14 protein-coding genes are annotated in these 16,425 nt (G+C 71.7%); 7 read left to right on the top strand and 7 right to left on the bottom strand.

Translation table 11 applies throughout. The features are described from left to right. The 3 genes from ACSIH6_RS37950 to ACSIH6_RS37940 form a co-directional block, all read left to right on the top strand. Positions 1-766, top strand: a 766-nt coding sequence (locus ACSIH6_RS37950; RefSeq protein WP_435113465.1) for an SDR family NAD(P)-dependent oxidoreductase, incomplete at its 5' end; no start/stop codon positions are given. A gap of 222 nt (positions 767-988) precedes the next feature. Further along, positions 989-1,510: a hypothetical protein gene (locus ACSIH6_RS37945; RefSeq protein ID WP_435113463.1), complete on the top strand. Its 522-nt coding sequence runs from the start codon at positions 989-991 to the stop codon at positions 1,508-1,510. Positions 1,511-1,632: 122 nt separating this feature from the next. Continuing rightward, positions 1,633-2,649, top strand: a complete 1,017-nt coding sequence (locus ACSIH6_RS37940) for an SDR family NAD(P)-dependent oxidoreductase (protein ID WP_435113461.1) — start codon at positions 1,633-1,635, stop codon at positions 2,647-2,649. A gap of 169 nt (positions 2,650-2,818) precedes the next feature. Here the strand turns inward: ACSIH6_RS37940 and ACSIH6_RS37935 are convergent, their stop codons facing one another. Then, positions 2,819-3,580, bottom strand: coding sequence for an SDR family NAD(P)-dependent oxidoreductase (locus ACSIH6_RS37935; protein WP_435113459.1), 762 nt, complete (start codon positions 3,578-3,580; stop codon positions 2,819-2,821). A gap of 176 nt (positions 3,581-3,756) precedes the next feature. Next, positions 3,757-4,599, bottom strand: coding sequence for an SDR family oxidoreductase (locus tag ACSIH6_RS37930; protein WP_435113457.1), 843 nt, complete (start codon positions 4,597-4,599; stop codon positions 3,757-3,759). 307 nt (positions 4,600-4,906) lie between these two features. Between ACSIH6_RS37930 and ACSIH6_RS37925 the strand changes: the two genes are divergently transcribed. Together ACSIH6_RS37925 and ACSIH6_RS37920 are read left to right on the top strand one after the other, a co-directional pair. Next, a complete protein-coding gene (locus tag ACSIH6_RS37925; protein ID WP_435113455.1) occupies positions 4,907-5,782 on the top strand; it encodes a helix-turn-helix domain-containing protein in 876 nt (291 codons plus the stop codon). Positions 5,783-6,251: 469 nt separating this feature from the next. Beyond that, on the top strand, positions 6,252-7,232 hold the full coding sequence (locus ACSIH6_RS37920; RefSeq protein WP_435113453.1) for an aldo/keto reductase: 981 nt from the start codon (positions 6,252-6,254) through the stop codon (positions 7,230-7,232). A gap of 31 nt (positions 7,233-7,263) precedes the next feature. On the opposite strand, the gene ACSIH6_RS37915 is transcribed toward ACSIH6_RS37920, so the two are convergent. Together ACSIH6_RS37915 and ACSIH6_RS37910 are read right to left on the bottom strand one after the other, a co-directional pair. Further along, positions 7,264-7,635, bottom strand: coding sequence for a hypothetical protein (locus ACSIH6_RS37915; protein ID WP_435113451.1), 372 nt, complete (start codon positions 7,633-7,635; stop codon positions 7,264-7,266). A 148-nt stretch (positions 7,636-7,783) separates the two neighbouring features. Then, complete coding sequence (locus tag ACSIH6_RS37910) at positions 7,784-8,086, bottom strand: CPBP family glutamic-type intramembrane protease (RefSeq protein WP_435113449.1); 303 nt, start codon at positions 8,084-8,086, stop codon at positions 7,784-7,786. A gap of 360 nt (positions 8,087-8,446) precedes the next feature. On the opposite strand from ACSIH6_RS37910, the gene ACSIH6_RS37905 reads away from it, so the two are divergent. Beyond that, positions 8,447-9,013 (top strand): type I-E CRISPR-associated protein Cas6/Cse3/CasE, encoded by a 567-nt coding sequence (locus tag ACSIH6_RS37905; RefSeq protein WP_435113447.1) that lies wholly within the window; start codon positions 8,447-8,449, stop codon positions 9,011-9,013. A gap of 49 nt (positions 9,014-9,062) precedes the next feature. Here the strand turns inward: ACSIH6_RS37905 and ACSIH6_RS37900 are convergent, their stop codons facing one another. Beyond that, the gene (locus tag ACSIH6_RS37900; RefSeq protein ID WP_435113445.1) at positions 9,063-9,947 is read right to left on the bottom strand and encodes an aldo/keto reductase; all 885 of its coding nucleotides are present in this window, start codon (positions 9,945-9,947) and stop codon (positions 9,063-9,065) included. Between the two features lie 505 nt (positions 9,948-10,452). On the opposite strand from ACSIH6_RS37900, the gene ACSIH6_RS37895 reads away from it, so the two are divergent. Next, positions 10,453-11,301, top strand: a complete 849-nt coding sequence (locus ACSIH6_RS37895) for a SigB/SigF/SigG family RNA polymerase sigma factor (protein ID WP_435113443.1) — start codon at positions 10,453-10,455, stop codon at positions 11,299-11,301. Between the two features lie 96 nt (positions 11,302-11,397). On the opposite strand, the gene ACSIH6_RS37890 is transcribed toward ACSIH6_RS37895, so the two are convergent. Beyond that, a complete protein-coding gene (locus ACSIH6_RS37890) occupies positions 11,398-14,706 on the bottom strand; it encodes a right-handed parallel beta-helix repeat-containing protein (protein WP_435113441.1) in 3,309 nt (1,102 codons plus the stop codon). Positions 14,707-14,772: 66 nt separating this feature from the next. Then, a complete protein-coding gene (locus tag ACSIH6_RS37885) occupies positions 14,773-16,383 on the bottom strand; it encodes a hypothetical protein (protein WP_435113439.1) in 1,611 nt (536 codons plus the stop codon). Positions 16,384-16,425: the final 42 nt, after the last annotated feature.

Genomic DNA, 16,425 nt, shown 5'->3' with positions numbered 1-16,425 from the left:
CACGATGAGCGGCTCGGACACGAAGCGCGCGGAGACCGGCCGGGTGGCCGTGGTCACCGGCGCGGCCTCCGGTATGGGGCTCGCCATCGCCCGGCGTCTCGCCGAGCAGGGGCACCGCGTCGCCCTGTTCGACCGACAGGGCGACGCGGTACGCAAGGCCGCCGGGGAACTGGGCGCCGAAACGCTGGCCCGGGAGGTCGACGTCACCGACCGCGACCGGGTCGACGCCGCCGTACACGCCGTGCGCGAGGAACTCGGCCCGATCCAGATCATGGTTACTTCCGCTGGCGTAGAGGGTTTCATGCCGGTCACCGACATCACGCCGCGCGAGTGGGATCGCGTCCTGGCCGTCAACCTCACCGGCACGTTCCACTGCGTGCAGTCGGTGGTCCCGGACATGCGGGCCGCCGGTTGGGGGCGGATCGTTACGATCTCCTCGGCCAGCGCGCAGTCCGGCGCACCCAACAGGGCCCACTACGCCGCGGCCAAGGGCGGGGTCATCTCCCTGACCAAGGCGCTGGCCTTCGAGCTCGGCCCCGACGGCATCACCGTCAACACGGTCCCGCCCGGGATCATCGACACGCCCATGGCACGCCAGTCCGAGAGGGAGGGCAGCCTCAACGTCGAGGCAGCCGGAGCCCGGATGCCCCTGCGCCGGGCGGGCACGGTCGAGGAGATCGCGGCCACCTGCGCGTTCCTGTGCTCCGATGGCGCCGGTTACGTCACCGGCCAGACCATCGGCGTCAACGGCGGCTACTACATGTGAGGGACGGATCCCGGCCGAGCCCGACACGGGCTCGGCCAGGTATCCGATCCGAGCGGCCTGCGCGGGACCGCGGACGAGTCCTGCGCAGGCCGTCAGGGGCCGGGGCCCCGAGACGGCGCGGACCGACCCGGGCCGGAACACCGGGGACCGCACAGGTGGCGCCACACGGCCGATCGGCGGGCGTGGCGGCGAGCAGAGTTCTTTCATCCTCTAAGGCGACACATGGTGACCGAACCCGTTGGAGACAGCGCCGACCTCCGCGACATCTCGCGGATCGCCGGGCGCCTCAAGGAACGGATCTACGCGGAGCTGACGATCATCGCGGTCACGCTCGGGCTGGCACTGTCCGGCTCGGCCACCCATCTGTCGGTCACCCTGTCCGTGGTCGGGACCTCGCTCGGTCTGTGGCTGGCGACGCTCTCCGCGGAGATACAGGCATACCGGATCGCCCAGGGGCGCATGATGCCCGGGGCCGAGCTCCGCCACATGCTGTCCTCCACCAGCCCTCTGATGACGGCGGGCGCGGGCCCCCTGGTGTTCGTGGGTCTGTCCGCACTCCACGTCCTCCCCCTCACGACCGCGCTCCACGTCTCGGTCGCGGTGGGCGCCGCGGCGATGTTCCTGTGGGGCTGCGTGTCGGGCAAGCGCATGGGAGCGGGCGCCTTCGCGGCCGTTGTCAGCGGAGTGGCCAACCTGCTCATCGGCGGGATCGTCATCGCCGTCAAGCTCGCGGCCGGGCACTGATGACGTGCCCGGGCCGAACCACCGCGGGGAATCACCCGTCACATCCGGCCCCGCCGGGCCGCCCGGCCAACCAAGAAGGATTCACCTGGTCGACCTCAGGGTCCCAGCATCAAGGAGAAGACATGAGCAACGACGAAACACCGCTGACCGCGGACAGCTCGATCGGCGAATGGCTGGCCCGCCCCGAGGGTAAGGCCGCCCTGTCCGGGCTGCTCACCGAGTTCGGGGTCGGCGAGCAGTCCTTCGCCCCCATCCGCAACCTTCCACTCCAGCACCTCGTCGAGCTCAGCCAGGGAGCGCTGGGCCAGGACGTCATCGACGGCCTCGTCAGGCGGGTCAACGGCGGCGTCATCCCGGAGGCGGCCGACGCGTCCCGCTGGCGTGAGCGCGCCGTGGCCGGGCGGTTCGCGGACCGCACAGTGATCATCACCGGCGCCGCGTCGGGGATCGGTCGCGCCACCGCGTCCCGTGTCGCCCGCGAGGGCGGACGCGTCGTCGCCGTCGACATCTCCGCCGCGGGCCTGGAGAGCCTGGCCGCGGAGCTGTCCGGCGGCGACGTCGTCCCGGTGACGGCCGACCTGACCGAGGCCGACGACATCGCCCGCATCATGGAGCAGGCCGGGCCGCGTATCGACGGGCTGGCCAACGTCGCCGGTATCGGCGACGACTTCTCACCGATCCACGAGGTCTCCGACGAGCTGTGGGAGCGGGTCTTCGCCGTCAACGTCGACGGGCTGTTCCGGCTCACCCGGGCCGTGGTCCCGGCGATGCTGGAGGCGAGCCGGGGCTCGATCGTCAACGTGGCCTCGGAGGCGGCCCTGAAGGGCTCCACCTCCGGGGCGGCCTACACCGCCTCCAAGCACGCCGTCGTGGGGATCACCCGCAGCTCGGCGTTCATGTACGGCCCTCACGGCATCCGCGTCAACGCCGTGGCGCCCGGCGGCGTGGCCACCGGCATGGCCGGTCCGGCGGGTGCCTCGGAGTTCGGGCAGAGCCGTGTCGGCGAGTTCATCGCCCTCATCCCCCCGATCGCCATGCCCGCGCAGCTCGCCGCGTCGATCACGTTCCTGCTCAGCGACGACGGCGTCAACGTCAATGGTGCCGTGCTGCCCTCCGACGGCGGCTGGTCGGTGCAGTAGCCCCGAGGAACGGGAGCTGTGACGTGTCCGCGGACGGGTCGTCACGGCTCCCGTCGGCGCGGGGGCGCCGTCGCCGTTTCCCGCTGGCCGGTGCGGCCTTCCGTCCACCGGTGGCGGCCGGGGCGCGCACCCCGGCCGCCACAAGCACACCAGCCCGTGTGGGGTGGAGTCAGACCTGGTCGGTGGGCATGATCCACAGCTCACCGATGGAGGTGCGGCGGCGCCGGGTGACCATGTAGAGGACACCGTCAGCGATGTCCCCGGCCTCCAGCATCTCCTTGTCGGCGGGGAACGCGGCGATCCCGTTCTGGATCTCCTCGGTGTTGTGCGACTGGAGCTCGGTGTCCACGGCGCCAGGCTCGATGACGCCCACGCGCACGTGGCTCTGCGTGACCTCCTGGCGCAGTGCCTCGGTGAACCCGTTCACGCCGAACTTGGTCATGTTGTAGGCGCCGAACCCCGCCCAGGCGACGCGGCCGGCGATGGAGGAGACGTTGACGATGTCGGCGACGTCGCGGGGTCCCTGTTCTGCGGCCCTGCGCAGGTGCGGGAGGGCGGCCTTGGTCATGTAGAGCAGGCTCTGCTGGTTGACCGCGATCATGCGGTCGAAGTCGGCGACGTCGGCGTCCGCGAAGGGCCCGAGGATCATGAGCCCGGCGTTGTTGACGAGGATGTCCAGGCGCCCGAAGCGCTCGACGGTCGCGTTGACGGCGGTCTCGGCCTGGTCCCGGTCGGTGATGTCGGTCGGCATGACCTGGGCGGTGCCGCCGGCCTTCTGGACCTCGGCGGCCAGCGTCTCCAGGCGGTCCCGGCGGCGGGCGACGAGGGCCACGGACGCCCCCTGACTAGCCAGTTCCAGGGCGGTGGCGTGGCCGATGCCGCTGCTGGCGCCGGTGACGATCGCGACGGTACCGGTGAGCTTCTTGGTCATGAACTCTTCCTTTTCGGTGCGCGGGCACGAGCGTGTGGATCACACAGCGCGGGTGACCGCGGCGGGACGGCGAGGGAATCCGGGTTCCCACCACGTCCTCGCGCGGAACGGATCAGACGGAGTGGGTCGGCTCGCGGAGCGTGCGGTGCTCCTGCGGCGCGCCGAGGACCGTGAGGTCAGGCGTCGTCATGGGCGAGGTTTCCGCCCAGTGCGCGGGAGGCCTGGGCCTGCGCCGACAGTTCCTGGGCCTTGGCCTGGGCGCCCTCGATGGCGTCGGCTCCGGCGACGAAGCGCAGCGGCGGCTGCTCCTGCTCGGCGATGGTCACCAGGGCCCGGGCGAGCCTGGCGGGATCGCCGCTCTGCCGGCCGTTCATGCCCTTCCACACCTGGATCGTCTCTGCGGTGCGCTCGGCGTAGTCGTCGATGGACAACTCCGGCCAGATCGTCGAGGAGCCCTCGACGAGCAGTTCGGTGCGGAAGAACCCCGGGTCGACGATGGTCGTGTCGATCCCGAAGGGTGCGAGATCGAACCGCAGGGACTCCATCCAGCCCTCGACCGCGAACTTCGACGCGCAGTAGGCGGCGACGAACTCCTGGCCCACCAGGCCGGCCACCGAACTGAGGGTGATCACGTGTCCGCCGCGCTGTCGGCGCATCACGGGCAGGACCGCGCGGGTGACGTTCATCGTGCCGAAGACGTTGGTCTCGATCTGCTGACGGAACTGCGCCGGGCTGATCTCCTCGAAGAACCCGGCGTAGAACAGACCGGCGTTGTTGACCAGGACGTCGATGCGGCCGAAGCGGTCGACGGCCGCCTGCGCGGCCGCCTCGGCCTGCTCCAGGTCGGTGATGTCCAACCGGGTGACCAGCAGGTTCTCCTGCGGTCCGCCCAGTGTCTCCTCCACGTCCCGGGGGCGGCGGCCGGTGGCGACGACCTGGTGGCCGGCATCCAGGGCCTGGTGGACGATGTCGGTGCCCAGACCGCGCCCGGCGCCGGTGACGAAGATGACCTTGCTCATGGCGGATTTCCCTTCCCTTCCGGGCGTCGTGTCCGGCGCCCGGTGGTGTGCGGTCAGGTCGCGCGGTGCCGTCGGGGAAGCGGGCCGCCCCCTCGGCGGCATCCACCCGGTGGACGTCCGGGCGGGACGAACGGATCCGTTCCGCAAATCCAGGACACGGGCCCTGACCAGGGCGGTAAGCCCTGCCATTCAGACAACCACCGGCGAGCCCGGCCGGAGGACCCCGAGAAGGCACGGTTCGTCCAGGGGTCCGCCAGTACCCCTTTACGTGCCGCACATGAGCGGGGGCGGCGCATACGGTGGACTCATGGACCGCAGCGCCGAGATCCGTGAGTTCCTGCGCACCCGCCGGGCCCGGATCACACCCGAACAGACCGGCCTCGCCCCGCACCAGGGCGCCCGCCGGGTGCCGGGGCTGCGCCGCGAGGAGGTCGCCCAGCTCGCCGGGGTCAGCGTCGACTACTACATCCGCCTGGAGCGGGGCCAGGCCAAGGGCGTCTCCACCAGCGTTCTGGAGGCTGTGGCCCGCGCCCTGCGTCTGGATGAGACCGAACGCGCCCACCTGTTCGACCTCACCCAACCCACGGTGACCCGGGCCCGCCGCAAACGCCCGCTCGCCCCGCAGAGGGTCCGTCCGGTCCTGTACCAAGCCCTGGAGGCCCTCAGCGTTCCCGCGGTGGTCGAGGGCCGGCGCACGGACGTGCTGGCCGCCAACCGGCTCGCCTCCGCGCTCTTCATCGATTTCGAGGCCCGGCCCCGCCGCGAGCGCAACTTCGCGCGCTTCGTCTTCCTCGACGAGGCCGCCCGCACGCTCTATGTCGACTGGGAACGCATCGCCGGCGACTGCGTGGCCCTGTTGCGCCTGTACGCAGGACGCCACCCCGACGACCCCCAGCTCACCGAACTGATTGGGGAGCTGTCCGTGCACAGCGACACCTTCCGCCGCATGTGGGCCGACCACGACGTCCTGGCGCACACCAGCGGCACCAAACGCCTCCACCACCCGCTCGTGGGCGAACTCAGCCTCGACTACGTGGTCCTGGCCGTAGAGGGCGACCCCGACCAGACCCTGGTCATCTACACCCCCGAACCCGACTCCTCCTCCGCCGAGGCCCTCAGGATCCTCGCCAGCTGGACCGGCGCTCCCGCGTCCGGAGAGCGTGCCACACAGCGGGAGGAGTAGGTCCGACCTTCCCGAGGCCTCGGCTGGCCGAGAGGTCGCGTCCGGAGGCAACGCCCCTGGGGGCAACGGCCGTTCGGGAGTCCACCGGTACGACGGCCGCCGCTCAGTTCCCGGGGCGGACCACAGTCCGGGCCCCCGGCCCTCTGCGGGCGCCCTTCGGGCACTTCCGCATGCCTCTGGACGCACTGACGTGGTGCGCAGCGCCAAGACCATGAATGCTTTTTGACGTGTCCTGGTTCTTTACGTGCGTGAGGGGACGTGTCATGCCCCCGCTGGCGACTCCCTGGAACAGCGCGGTCTGCCACATCAGCCGAAAACCCAGCACGCTGGACACCAGCGACGCGAACCCGGCTGCCGGGGGCGTCGCGCAGTCCACGGGCGGACCGTCGCGGGCGTGCAGGCGTGCCCCGGGACGGGTTCCGGAAGTCGGAGCAGCCCGTCCGCACGAGCACGACAACGGAGCAGCACCATGAAGCACAGCACGTTGGGTGACCTGAGGGTCTCGCGCATCGGCCTGGGCGCCATGCCCATGAGCGATGCCCTGTACACCGGAGCCGGGAAGGACGAGAGCGAGTCGATCCGCACCGTCCACCGGGCTCTGGAGATGGGAGTGAACCTCATCGACACCGCCGAGGTCTACGGTCAGTACACCAACGAGGAGATCGTCGGCCGCGCGCTCAAGGGCAGGCGGGACGAGGCCGTGCTGGCCACCAAGTTCGGCTTCATCTCGTACTCGGGCCGTGGCGAAGGAGCCCTGGACAGTAGCCCTGAGAGCGTCCGGACCGCGGTCGAGGGCTCTCTCCGGCGGCTCGGCACGGACCGCATCGACCTGTACTACCAGCACCGCCTGGACCCGGACACTCCCATTGAGGAAACGGTCGGCGTCCTGGTGGAGCTGATGGAGGAGGGCAAGATCCGCGCCTACGGCCTGTCCGAGGTGGGTGCCGACACCGTCCGCCGCGCTCACGCGGTGCACCCCGTGGCCGCGCTCCAGACCGAGTACTCCCTGTGGGAGCGGTTCGCCGAGGGCAAGGTGCTGCCGCTCGCCCAGGAGCTCGGTATCGGTTTCGTACCGTGGGCCCCGCTCGGACACGGCATGCTGACCGGCAGAATCCGCTCGACCGACTGGTTCGACGAAGGCGACTTCCGCACCACCAACCCGCGCTTCACCGAGGAGAACTTCCAGCGCAACCTGCGCCTCGTCGACGAGGTGGAGGCGGTCGCGGCGGAGGCCGGGGCGACCCCGGCACAGGTCTCGCTGGCCTGGCTGCTGGCCCAGGGCGACAACATCGTCCCGATTCCCGGGGTCGAGAAGGTGGCTTACCTGGAGGAGAACGCGGCTGCCGACGGTGTCGAGCTGACCGACGAGCAGCTCGCCAAGCTCGACGGCCTCACCCCGCCCGCCGGGGAGCGCCTCACCGAGGACTACCTGCGGGTCATCGAGCACTAACCGCGTCACAGAGGAGGGACACGGTTGTGGTTTAGACACGGATGATGGTGTGTGATCGGGTCGTCAGGGTCGGGTTGGTGCCTTGGTGGCGGGTGTTCGCGGTCGGGGAGCCGACCAGGTCACCGGACTGGCTCAGGGCGCGCAGCATTCCCGCGATGCCTCCCTCAAGATCTACCTCGGTATCGCCTTCGTAGAGTGCAACGTGGTCGTTGACCCAGCGGCGTCCGCGGCGGACCAAGCGCACTTCGATGCGCCGGTCGTGCTCGGTGGAGGAGATGGTGACGTGATAAACACCCTGGTCCTTGGTGACGGTGGTTGTGATGTTGCGGCGGTGACCAAGGGCGGCCATGTGCTGGACCTGGGTGGGGGCACCGGTCAAGTCATCGTGTGGGCGTGTGCTCATCGTGTTCCTGTTGTGGTGGGGACATGGCAGAGGTCACCTGGCCCCGGCTGGTCGGTTGTGGGACGCGGTCCCGCCTCGGTGTGAGGCGGGACCGCGACGCGGGTCTTTCTCCAGGGGAAGGACGGAGGAGCCCCGCGGTTGACAGGGGTCAGCCGAAGATCGTGGGCCAGCCGATGACGAGCGCGGAGAAGCAGAGGTTGTAGGCGGCGTGGGCGAGGATCACCGGCCACAGCCGACCGGTCCGGTGGTAGAGCAACACGATGACCAGCGCTGCCGGGACCAGCGCGAGCACGGGCAGTCCGTAGGCGAGGTGATAGGCGACCTTGGCCAGAACCGCGGCGGTGTAGACCTCCCACACCGGGCGCCGGGCGGCGGTGAGCAGCACCACCAGGAGGCCGACAACTACCGGTTCCTCCACGAGTGCCGTGGTGACCTGGGTGGGGCCGAGCATCAGCGAGGTCCAGACGGCATTCGCGCGGTTCTCGATGATGGGCCCGCCCAGGGCGGGCCTCTCTCTGCGTCTTCGGTGGGGTTCGGGTGGGGTCGAACCGGGCTCAGGTGGGCCGTCAGCCCACGTCGTTGAGGATGTCGTCCACGACCTCGGCCGGTACCGGCGTGCTCCGGCGTCCGCTCAGTCCGCCGCGTCCGCCCCCTCGGCGCCGGGGTGCGCACGGACCAGGAAGGGCCGACCCGGGGCCCAGTGCCTCGTACAGTGGGAACTCCGTCCCGGGCGGAGGTGATCCTCGACGGCCCGCGACCGAAAACGAACACGAACCCCCGCTCCGGCGGGGACGCCCCGGAGGGGAACTCCTTGTACCTGTCCCGCATCAACCTCGACCCCAAGCGCAGTGCCCGGATGGACCAGTGGGCGGTCATGGGGCAGGCCGTGCGCAGTGCGGTCGACCCCGACCCCGAGTCCGACGCCCGCGTGCTGTGGGCGCGCACCTCGCCGAGCACGCTGGTGGTCAGCTCCGACACCGCCCCCGCCTGGGGCAAGGTCCCCGGCGCGACATCCGCCGCGATCCACCCGATGCCGCGGTACTCCGAGGGCGAGACCGTCCGCTGGGAGCTCATCACGGCGCCCACCGCGCAGCGCGGGGCGGAGCCCGCCGGTGAGGGGACGCGCCCGCGCGGCAAGCGGGTCCCTCTTCCGGAGGAGGAGTTCGAGGGCTGGCTGGACGGCAAGTTCGCGGGCGCGCTGGACGTCACCTCGGTGAAGTGGAAGCACCTGGGCGGCAGGCCCGCGCGGTACCACTTCACCGGTGAGGCCGTGGTGCGCGACAGCGAGGCGCTCCAGGAACTGTGCCTGGACGGTGTCGGCGCGGGCACGGCCACGGGAGCCGGGCTGCTCCTGGCCAGCCCGCTGACCCCGAGGTAGACCCGGGCTCCCGGTCCTCCCGGGCCCGCGCGCCGGGACCTCGGCGTCCTCAGGCCTCCGGAACGTCGATCCAGGCGTTCTCCCGGGTGATGTCCTCCGGCTCCGGCCCGCCGCGTACCCCGGTGTCGAGCGCGTCGACGGCGGCGAGCTGGTCGGCGGTGAGCTCGAAGTCGAACACGTCGAAGTTCTCCGCGATCCGCGAGGGCGTCACCGACTTGGGGATCACCTGCCGGTCCTGCTGGAGGTGCCAGCGCAGCATCACCTGGGCGGGTGTCCTACCGTGCGCCCGGGCGATCTCGCCGATGACCGGGTCCTGGAGCGTGGAGCCCCTGCTCCCGTCGCGGTAGAAGGTGATGCCGCCGATGGGCGACCAGGCCTGGTTGAGGATTCCGTGCTCGGCGTCGAAGGCGAGCAGGTCGGACTGCCGGAAGTAGGGGTGGACCTCGATCTGGTTCACCGCGGGCACGGTTTCGGTCTCGGCGAGGAGCCGCCGCAGGTGCTGGGGCGTGAAGTTGCTGACCCCGATCGCCCGCACCACGCCGTCGGCCAGCAGCTTCTCCAGCGCCCTGTAGGCCGCGAGGGTGCGGTCGAACTCGCCGGGAAGGGCCTGGTGGAGGATGAGCAGGTCGATCCGGTCGACGCCGAGCTTGCCCGCGCTCTTGTCGAAGGCGTGCAGCGTCTCCTCGTACCCGTAGTCGCTGATCCAGACCTTGGTCTCGACGAACACCTCCGAGCGGTCGAGGCCCGCGCGGCGGATCGCCTCCCCGACCTCGCGCTCGTTGCCGTAGGCGGCCGCGGTGTCGACGTGCCGGTAACCGGTCGCCAGGGCCGTCTCGACGGCGGAGACGGTCTGCTCGGGCGGTGTCTGGTAGACGCCGAAACCGAGGGCCGGGATCTCGACACCGTTGTTCAGGGACAGGTTCGGAACGGTCATGACGCCCACCCTAGTGTCACTCTCAGTGTTTATTGATGCGCCCAAGGTGACTGTGTCGCGGGGGCCTTCCGGGGCGGCCCGCACGTGTCGGATCGCGTCCGACGCCCGGAACCGTGCGACTGTGTATCCGACCGGCGTGGGCACCCCTGTGCGGGGAGGCGCGCCGCAGTGCCTCGGGAGCACGGGGAGCGGAGTCGCGGGCCGAGCGGGTGTCCCGTGTCGAATTTGAGGTACTTTGCCGCTTTTTGCAAGATAATTGTCTTATGGCAACAAAAATTTGGATCCGCGGCTTTTGAAGCCGTTCCTGAGGGAACCTAGTCTGTGCATCGCGGCTGTCCCGCCAGCCACAGGGCCACCGGCCCCGCGGGTCACGCGCGGGATCGCGCCGCCGGTGTCCTGCCCAGGCAGGTACATGAGCACACAGGACAGAGCACCGGGGGGTTTCCTCTTGTCCACGTCTCTCACCGAAACACACACGTCAACGACCGTCACCGACCGACTGCCCGTGATCCCCAGACCACGCAGGCCGGTCGAGGACACCGTCCCCGAGGACACGGGGACCGAAGAGGTCCGGGAGGCCGGGGAGGTCCGCCCCGAGGAGCTGATCTCCCAACTGCGTGACCTCGCGGACGACGACCCGAGGGCCGACGACCTGCGTGAGCGGGTGGTCGTGCTCTACCAGCCGTTGATCAACAAGATCGCGCGTCGCTACGGGGGCCGCGGTGAGCCGTTGGAGGATCTGAGGCAGACCGCGATGGTGGGGTTGGTCAAGGCCGTGCGCGGCTACGACCCGGCCCGCGGCAAGCCCTTCATCTCCTATCTGCTGCCCACGGTGACGGGGGAGATCAAACGGCACTTCCGCGACCACACCTGGGCGGTGCGGGTGCCGCGCCGCCACCAGGAGAACCGGGTGAAGCTGCGCCGGGTGACGGGGGAGTTCCAGCAGGAGCACGCGCGTACGCCCACGATCGCGGAGCTGGCCCACGAGATGGGGTTGCCCGAGGCCGAGGTCAGTGAGTTGGCGCAGGTCTCGGAGTCCTACCGCTCCCTGTCGCTGGACGCGCCGGACTCCTCCGACGCCGAGGGGCAGGAGGGGACGCGTCTGGAGGACCACCTGGGCAGTGAGGACGCGGCGTTGGAGCGGGTGGTGGAGCGCGAGTCGCTCAAGCCCGCGCTGGCGCGGTTGCCCGCGCGTGAGCGGGAGATCCTGCGGTTGCGGTTCTTCGGGGACCACACCCAGTCCGAGATCGCGGACCGGTTGGGGTACTCGCAGATGCACGTGTCGCGGTTGCTGTCGGGGGTGCTGGAACAGCTGCGCGAGGAAGTCGGCGGGCACGCGCCCGGCCACGGCTGAGTCCGTGACCGGGCTCCCTCCCGGAGGACGCCGCGGGGCCGTCCTCCGGGAGGGAGCCGCCCCGCCACACCGAGCATCCCGCGCGGGCCGCGGGTGTCAGCGGGTCGGGATGTCCTCGGGCAGCAGGGTGGTGAAGTCCTCCCTGGTGGCGTTCTGGACGCCGTTGACCAGGCGGCCCGCCTGACGGGTGATCATCCGCTCCAGCACCTGGCGCGCGTAGCGGGCGTTGCCGAAGTTCACGTCGCGGACCACCCCCGAGAAGTGCTCGTGCAGGGCCGTCACCGTCTGCTCGCCGCAGGTGTACCCCGACCCCTTCGCCATCCGCTCGACGATGGTGACCAGCTCGTCGTCGCTGTAGTCGGGGAACTCCACCTGGTGGTTGAACCGCGAGGCCAGACCGGGGTTGGAGTCCAGGAAGCGCTGCATCTCGTTGGTGTACCCGGCGACGATGACCACCGCCTCGTCGCGGTGGTCCTCCATGAGCTTGACCAGGGTGTCGATGGCCTCCTGGCCGAAGTCGTTGCCCGACCCGCGCGGCGCCAGCGAGTAGGCCTCGTCCACGAACAGCACGCCGCCCTTGGCCCGCTCGAACACCTCGGCGGTCAGCTGGGCGGTGTGCCCGACGTAGCGCCCGACCAGGTCCGAGCGGGCCGCCTCCACCACGTGGTCGCCGCGCAGCACCCCCAGGGCGTGCAGGAGCTTGCCGTACAGACGGGCCACGGTCGTCTTACCGGTACCGGGGGGACCGGCGAACACCAGGTGGTGGCTCATCGCCGCCACCTGGAGTCCCATGGCGCGCCGCTGCTGCGACATCAGCAGCAGGTTGGCCAGGTCGTTGACGGTCTCCTTGACGCTGGCCAGGCCCACCATGGCGTTGAGCTCCTCGCGCAGGGCAGCGATCCCGTCCGCCGTGCCGCCGAGCTGCTCCTCCTCGGCCGCCTCTCCGAGGTCCTCGGGCAGCAGGAGGGTGAGCGAGTCCGGGCTGTCGGGGATGGTCCCGCCCAGCCGGAACGCCTGGCGGTCGATCATCTCCTCGAACAGCTTGCGGGCCTCGCGGCCGTTGCCGAACGCCGGGCCCTTGGGCACCCGCTCGAAGTGGGCGAGCAGGGCCGCCTCGGTCTCCTCCGCCATCCGGTAGCTGTGCGAGACGCACATGTTGCGCACGATCTCCGTCAGCTCCTCCGGCGCGTAGTTGGCGAACTCGATGGTCCGGCTGAACCGGGAGGCCAGGCCGGGGTTGGTGTCGAGGAAGTTCTGCATCTCCTCGGTGTAGCCCGCGACGATCACCACGACCTCGTCGCGGTGGTCCTCCATGAGCTTGACCAGGGTGTCGATGGCCTCCCGGCCGAAGTCGGGGCCGCTGCCGCCGCCCTCGCTGCCGTTCGCCAGCGTGTAGGCCTCGTCGACGAACAGCACGCCGCCCTTGGCCCGCTCGAACACCTCGGTGGTCTTGATCGCCGTGCCGCCCACGTACTGCGAGACCAGGTCGGCGCGGGCCACCTCCACCACGTGCCCGTAGCGCAGCACGTCCAGTTCGGCGAGGATCTGCCCGTACAGCCGCGCCACGGTGGTCTTGCCCGTACCGGGCGCGCCGCCGAAGACCAGGTGGCGGCTCATGGGCGGCGTGGGCAGGCCCATCTCCGCCCTGCGCTGGGCCATCTGGTTGCGGGTGACGAGCGTCTTGACCTCGTGTTTGACCCCGGCCAGGCCCACCAGCGCGTCCAGTTCCATCAGGGGGCCGACCTCCTCGGCCTCCCCGTCCCCCTCCTCGGAGAGCGGGGCCTCCGGCATCGGGACGGGCGCGCCGGCCAGGTCGCCGAACGCGTCCGGGGCCCCGTTGCCCCGGCTGAGCAGCTCCTCCGTGCGCATGCTCTGACTGGCGACGGTCTGGCGCAGCCCGGAGCGGCCGTTCTCGCGTACCGAGCAGTCCTCCACCGCCACGTCCTCCGCGGAGTGCACGAGGATGCCGTCGGCGCCGTTGCCGAACACCTCGCACCGCCGCAGCGTGGCGCTCGCCTTGGCCGCCACCAGCACGCCGTTGCGGCGGCCGTTGTACACCCGGGTGCGCAGGACCGTCGCCCTGCCTCCGGCCCGTACGGCGATGCCGTCGCCCGTGCACTCCGACACGTCGCAGTCGCGCACGTCGGCGGACGCGCCCGAGCCCACCGAGATCCCGGCGTCGCGGCTCCCGGAGATCTGGACGCCGGTCAGCAGGGGCGCCCCGCCCTCGTCCACGGACACGGCGCTCTTGCCGGTGCGCTCCAGCGTCACGTCCTCCAGGCGTCCGCGGCCGCCCCTGCCGAACACCACGCCCTGGCCCCGGGTCCCGGTGATCGCGGTCGCGCGCAGGAACGGGGCGCACTCCTCGACCACCACGCCGGGACCGGCGGTCTCGCTGACCAGTCCGCGGTCGAGCTCCACGACACTGTCGCCGCCCAGGCTCAGCCCCAGGCCGCGGAGCACGACCAGGCCGATGAAGGCGGTGGAGGCGCGCTCCTCGGCGCGCACGGCGTCGCCGCCCGACTCCTCCACCTCGCAGTCGGTGAAGGTACCGCGGGCCCGGCCCGACAGGTGGATGGCCACGCCCTTGGCACGCGCCACGCGTACCCGCGCCACCTGCGGGTCCGCCCCGTTGTGCACGGCGACGCCGCGCCCGCCCACGTCCTCGAACACGCAGTCCTCGACCACCGGGCGCGACCTGCTGGACACCACCAGCCCGTCGCCCTCGGTGTCGTGTACGCGCGTGCCCAGCAGCGAGGCGGCGGCGCCCTCCTCCAGCGCCACCGCGGGCTTCTTGGTCCCCGAGATCTCGCAGTCGCGGATCGTGCCCCCGGACTGCCCGCTGGCGAACACGCCGTTGCCCCCGGCGTCGCGCAGCACGCAGGAGCGGATCGTGGGGCGGGCCTGCTCGCCGATGACCACGGCGCTGGTGTCGACCTCCTCGACCACGCAGTCCTCGATGACGCTCGGCCCCGAGGAGGTGATCACCACGCCCGCTCCCGCCGAGCAGGTGACACGGCTGTCGCGCATGGCGAGCGCGCCGCCGCCGCGCACCGACACCGCGGTCCACGAGGCCCCCTCCACCTCGCAGTCGGCCATCTCCAGCTGTCCGAGGGGGATGTCCACCGCGGGGTAGTCGGCGTGGCGGCCGCGCAGGACCAGCCCCGACAGCTTGACCGCCTCGGCGCCCGAGACCACGGCGCAGCCGCTGGCGGTGGTGATCTCCACGCTGCCCAGGCCGTCGCGGGCCATCAGGGTGACCACGTCGCGCAGGACGAGGCTCTCCTCGTAGCGGCCTGGGGCGATGGTGATGAGGGCACCGCTGTCAGCGGCCTCGACCGCCTCGGTGATCGTCGCGTGCCCGTCCTGAGCGTCGGCGTCGACGGTGAGGAGCTGCCTGGTCATCGGTGTCTTCCTAAGTCGGGGGAGGGGCGGTGGCGGTGCGGCCGGAGCCGCCCCGCCGGGGGTGGGTCAGGAGCAGGACGCGCGCACCGCCGAGGCGGCCACGTGTGAGCTGGCGTGCTCCTGGTCCGCGAGGGCGTCGGTCCCCGCGTTGGTGAGCTGGACGGTGAACTCCTCCGTGGGGGAGGTGAACCCGGTCACCTGGACCCAGCCGCCCCGGATCCCCGCCTGGTCGATCCCGAAGACCGCCACGGGCGACCCCTCGGACGAGGGGCCGGAGAAGAGCTGGTACTTCGCCTCCCCGGGGGAGATCCACAGCGGACTCTCGTCGTCGGGCACGTGGACGTAGAGCTCGCACGCGACCCCCGCCTCCCCGGGAGTGAACGTCCAGGTGGCGTACTGGCCGTTGCCCCGTTCGGGGTCGCCCGAGACGGGAAGGGCCTCGTAACCGCCGTCACAGCCCTCCTGAGCGTACCCGCCGGGCCGGGTGGCCCAGCTGGCGGTGCCCTCGGCGCTGTCCCAGCGCCCCTCGTTCGCGTAGGAGGCGCCGGGAGAGGCCTGGCAGCCGGGCCCCGCGACGGCGAGGAAGGACTCCGGCTCCGAGGTGCCCGTGGACGCGACCGCGTTCTCCAGGACGGAGCCCCCGCCCTCCGATGGGGGCGGATCGGCGGCCGGGGCGTCGGCGGACGCCGACCCGCCGTTGGCGCCGTCGCCGTTCCCGGCGGCCCCGCTCTCCCGCGCGGTGTCGCCGGTCCCGGTGGTGTCGGCGAGGGGGGCGTTCATCTCCTCCGCGGCGGTGCCGGTGCCGTTGTCTCCGGTGCCGGTGCCCTCTCCGGCCGCTCCGTCGGTCTCACCCTCCCCGGAGGTCCCGGCGCCCTCGTCCCCTCCGGCTGCCGTGTCCTCCCCGGCCGTGCCGTCCGCGCCTTCCTCGCCAGCGGAAGGAACGGTGGCCGTGTCACCGCCCTCGGTCGCGGCGCTCCCGGTCCCCGGTTCCCCGGCGGCGGTCGCCTCGCCCGCGCCGCCCCCGGTCTCCGGGACGCCGGCGGCCGCCGTGTCCGGGACCTCCTGTGCCGCGGGGGCGGTCTCCACGGGGCTCCCCCCTCCGGTGGCGGCGGTGCCCGGGTCGGGCATCGTCGGGGTCGAGGCCCCGTCCCCGCTCACCTCGGGGACGTAACCGGTCTCCTGGGGCGCGCCGCCCTGCGGGGGTGCGGCCCCGGTGTCCGCCTGTCCCGCGACGGCCCCGGACTCGCCGCCGGTCGAGGCACCCGACTCGGCGGTGCCCGAGGCCTGGCCGCCGGTGCCGTCCGCGCCCGAGGCGAGCGGCGTCGTGTCCAGGGTGATCCCGGGAACCCCCGCCGTCATGGCGAAGGGGGCGGCGACCAGCAGCAGGCCCGCGATGGCGGCGCCCGCCAGGACGGGCTTGCCCGGGCGGTCCAGGGCCACCTCCGGGGCCTGGGGGGCGGCGGGCTCGTGCAGGGCACCGGTGATCCGGGGCCCGGGCGCGGCCTCGGCCGCCCCCTCGGCCGCTCCGGACAAGGGAGCGGCCTCGATGTGCGCCACGGAGCCCGCGGCCCCTCCGGAGACCGTGCCGTCGGCTTCTCCGGAGAGCGAGGACCGGAAGTCAGGCGCCGGTGCGGGACGGCCTTCGGCCTCGCCACGAGCCTGCGCACTCTCAGACATCGAAACTCCTTCTCGGGGGACCCGTGGGGGGGGGGCCCCTGG

This window comes from Nocardiopsis synnemataformans (assembly GCF_965343085.1).
In the GTDB taxonomy this organism is placed as follows: domain Bacteria; phylum Actinomycetota; class Actinomycetes; order Streptosporangiales; family Streptosporangiaceae; genus Nocardiopsis; species Nocardiopsis alborubida.
This window is presented reverse-complemented; position numbering and strand designations above follow the sequence as displayed.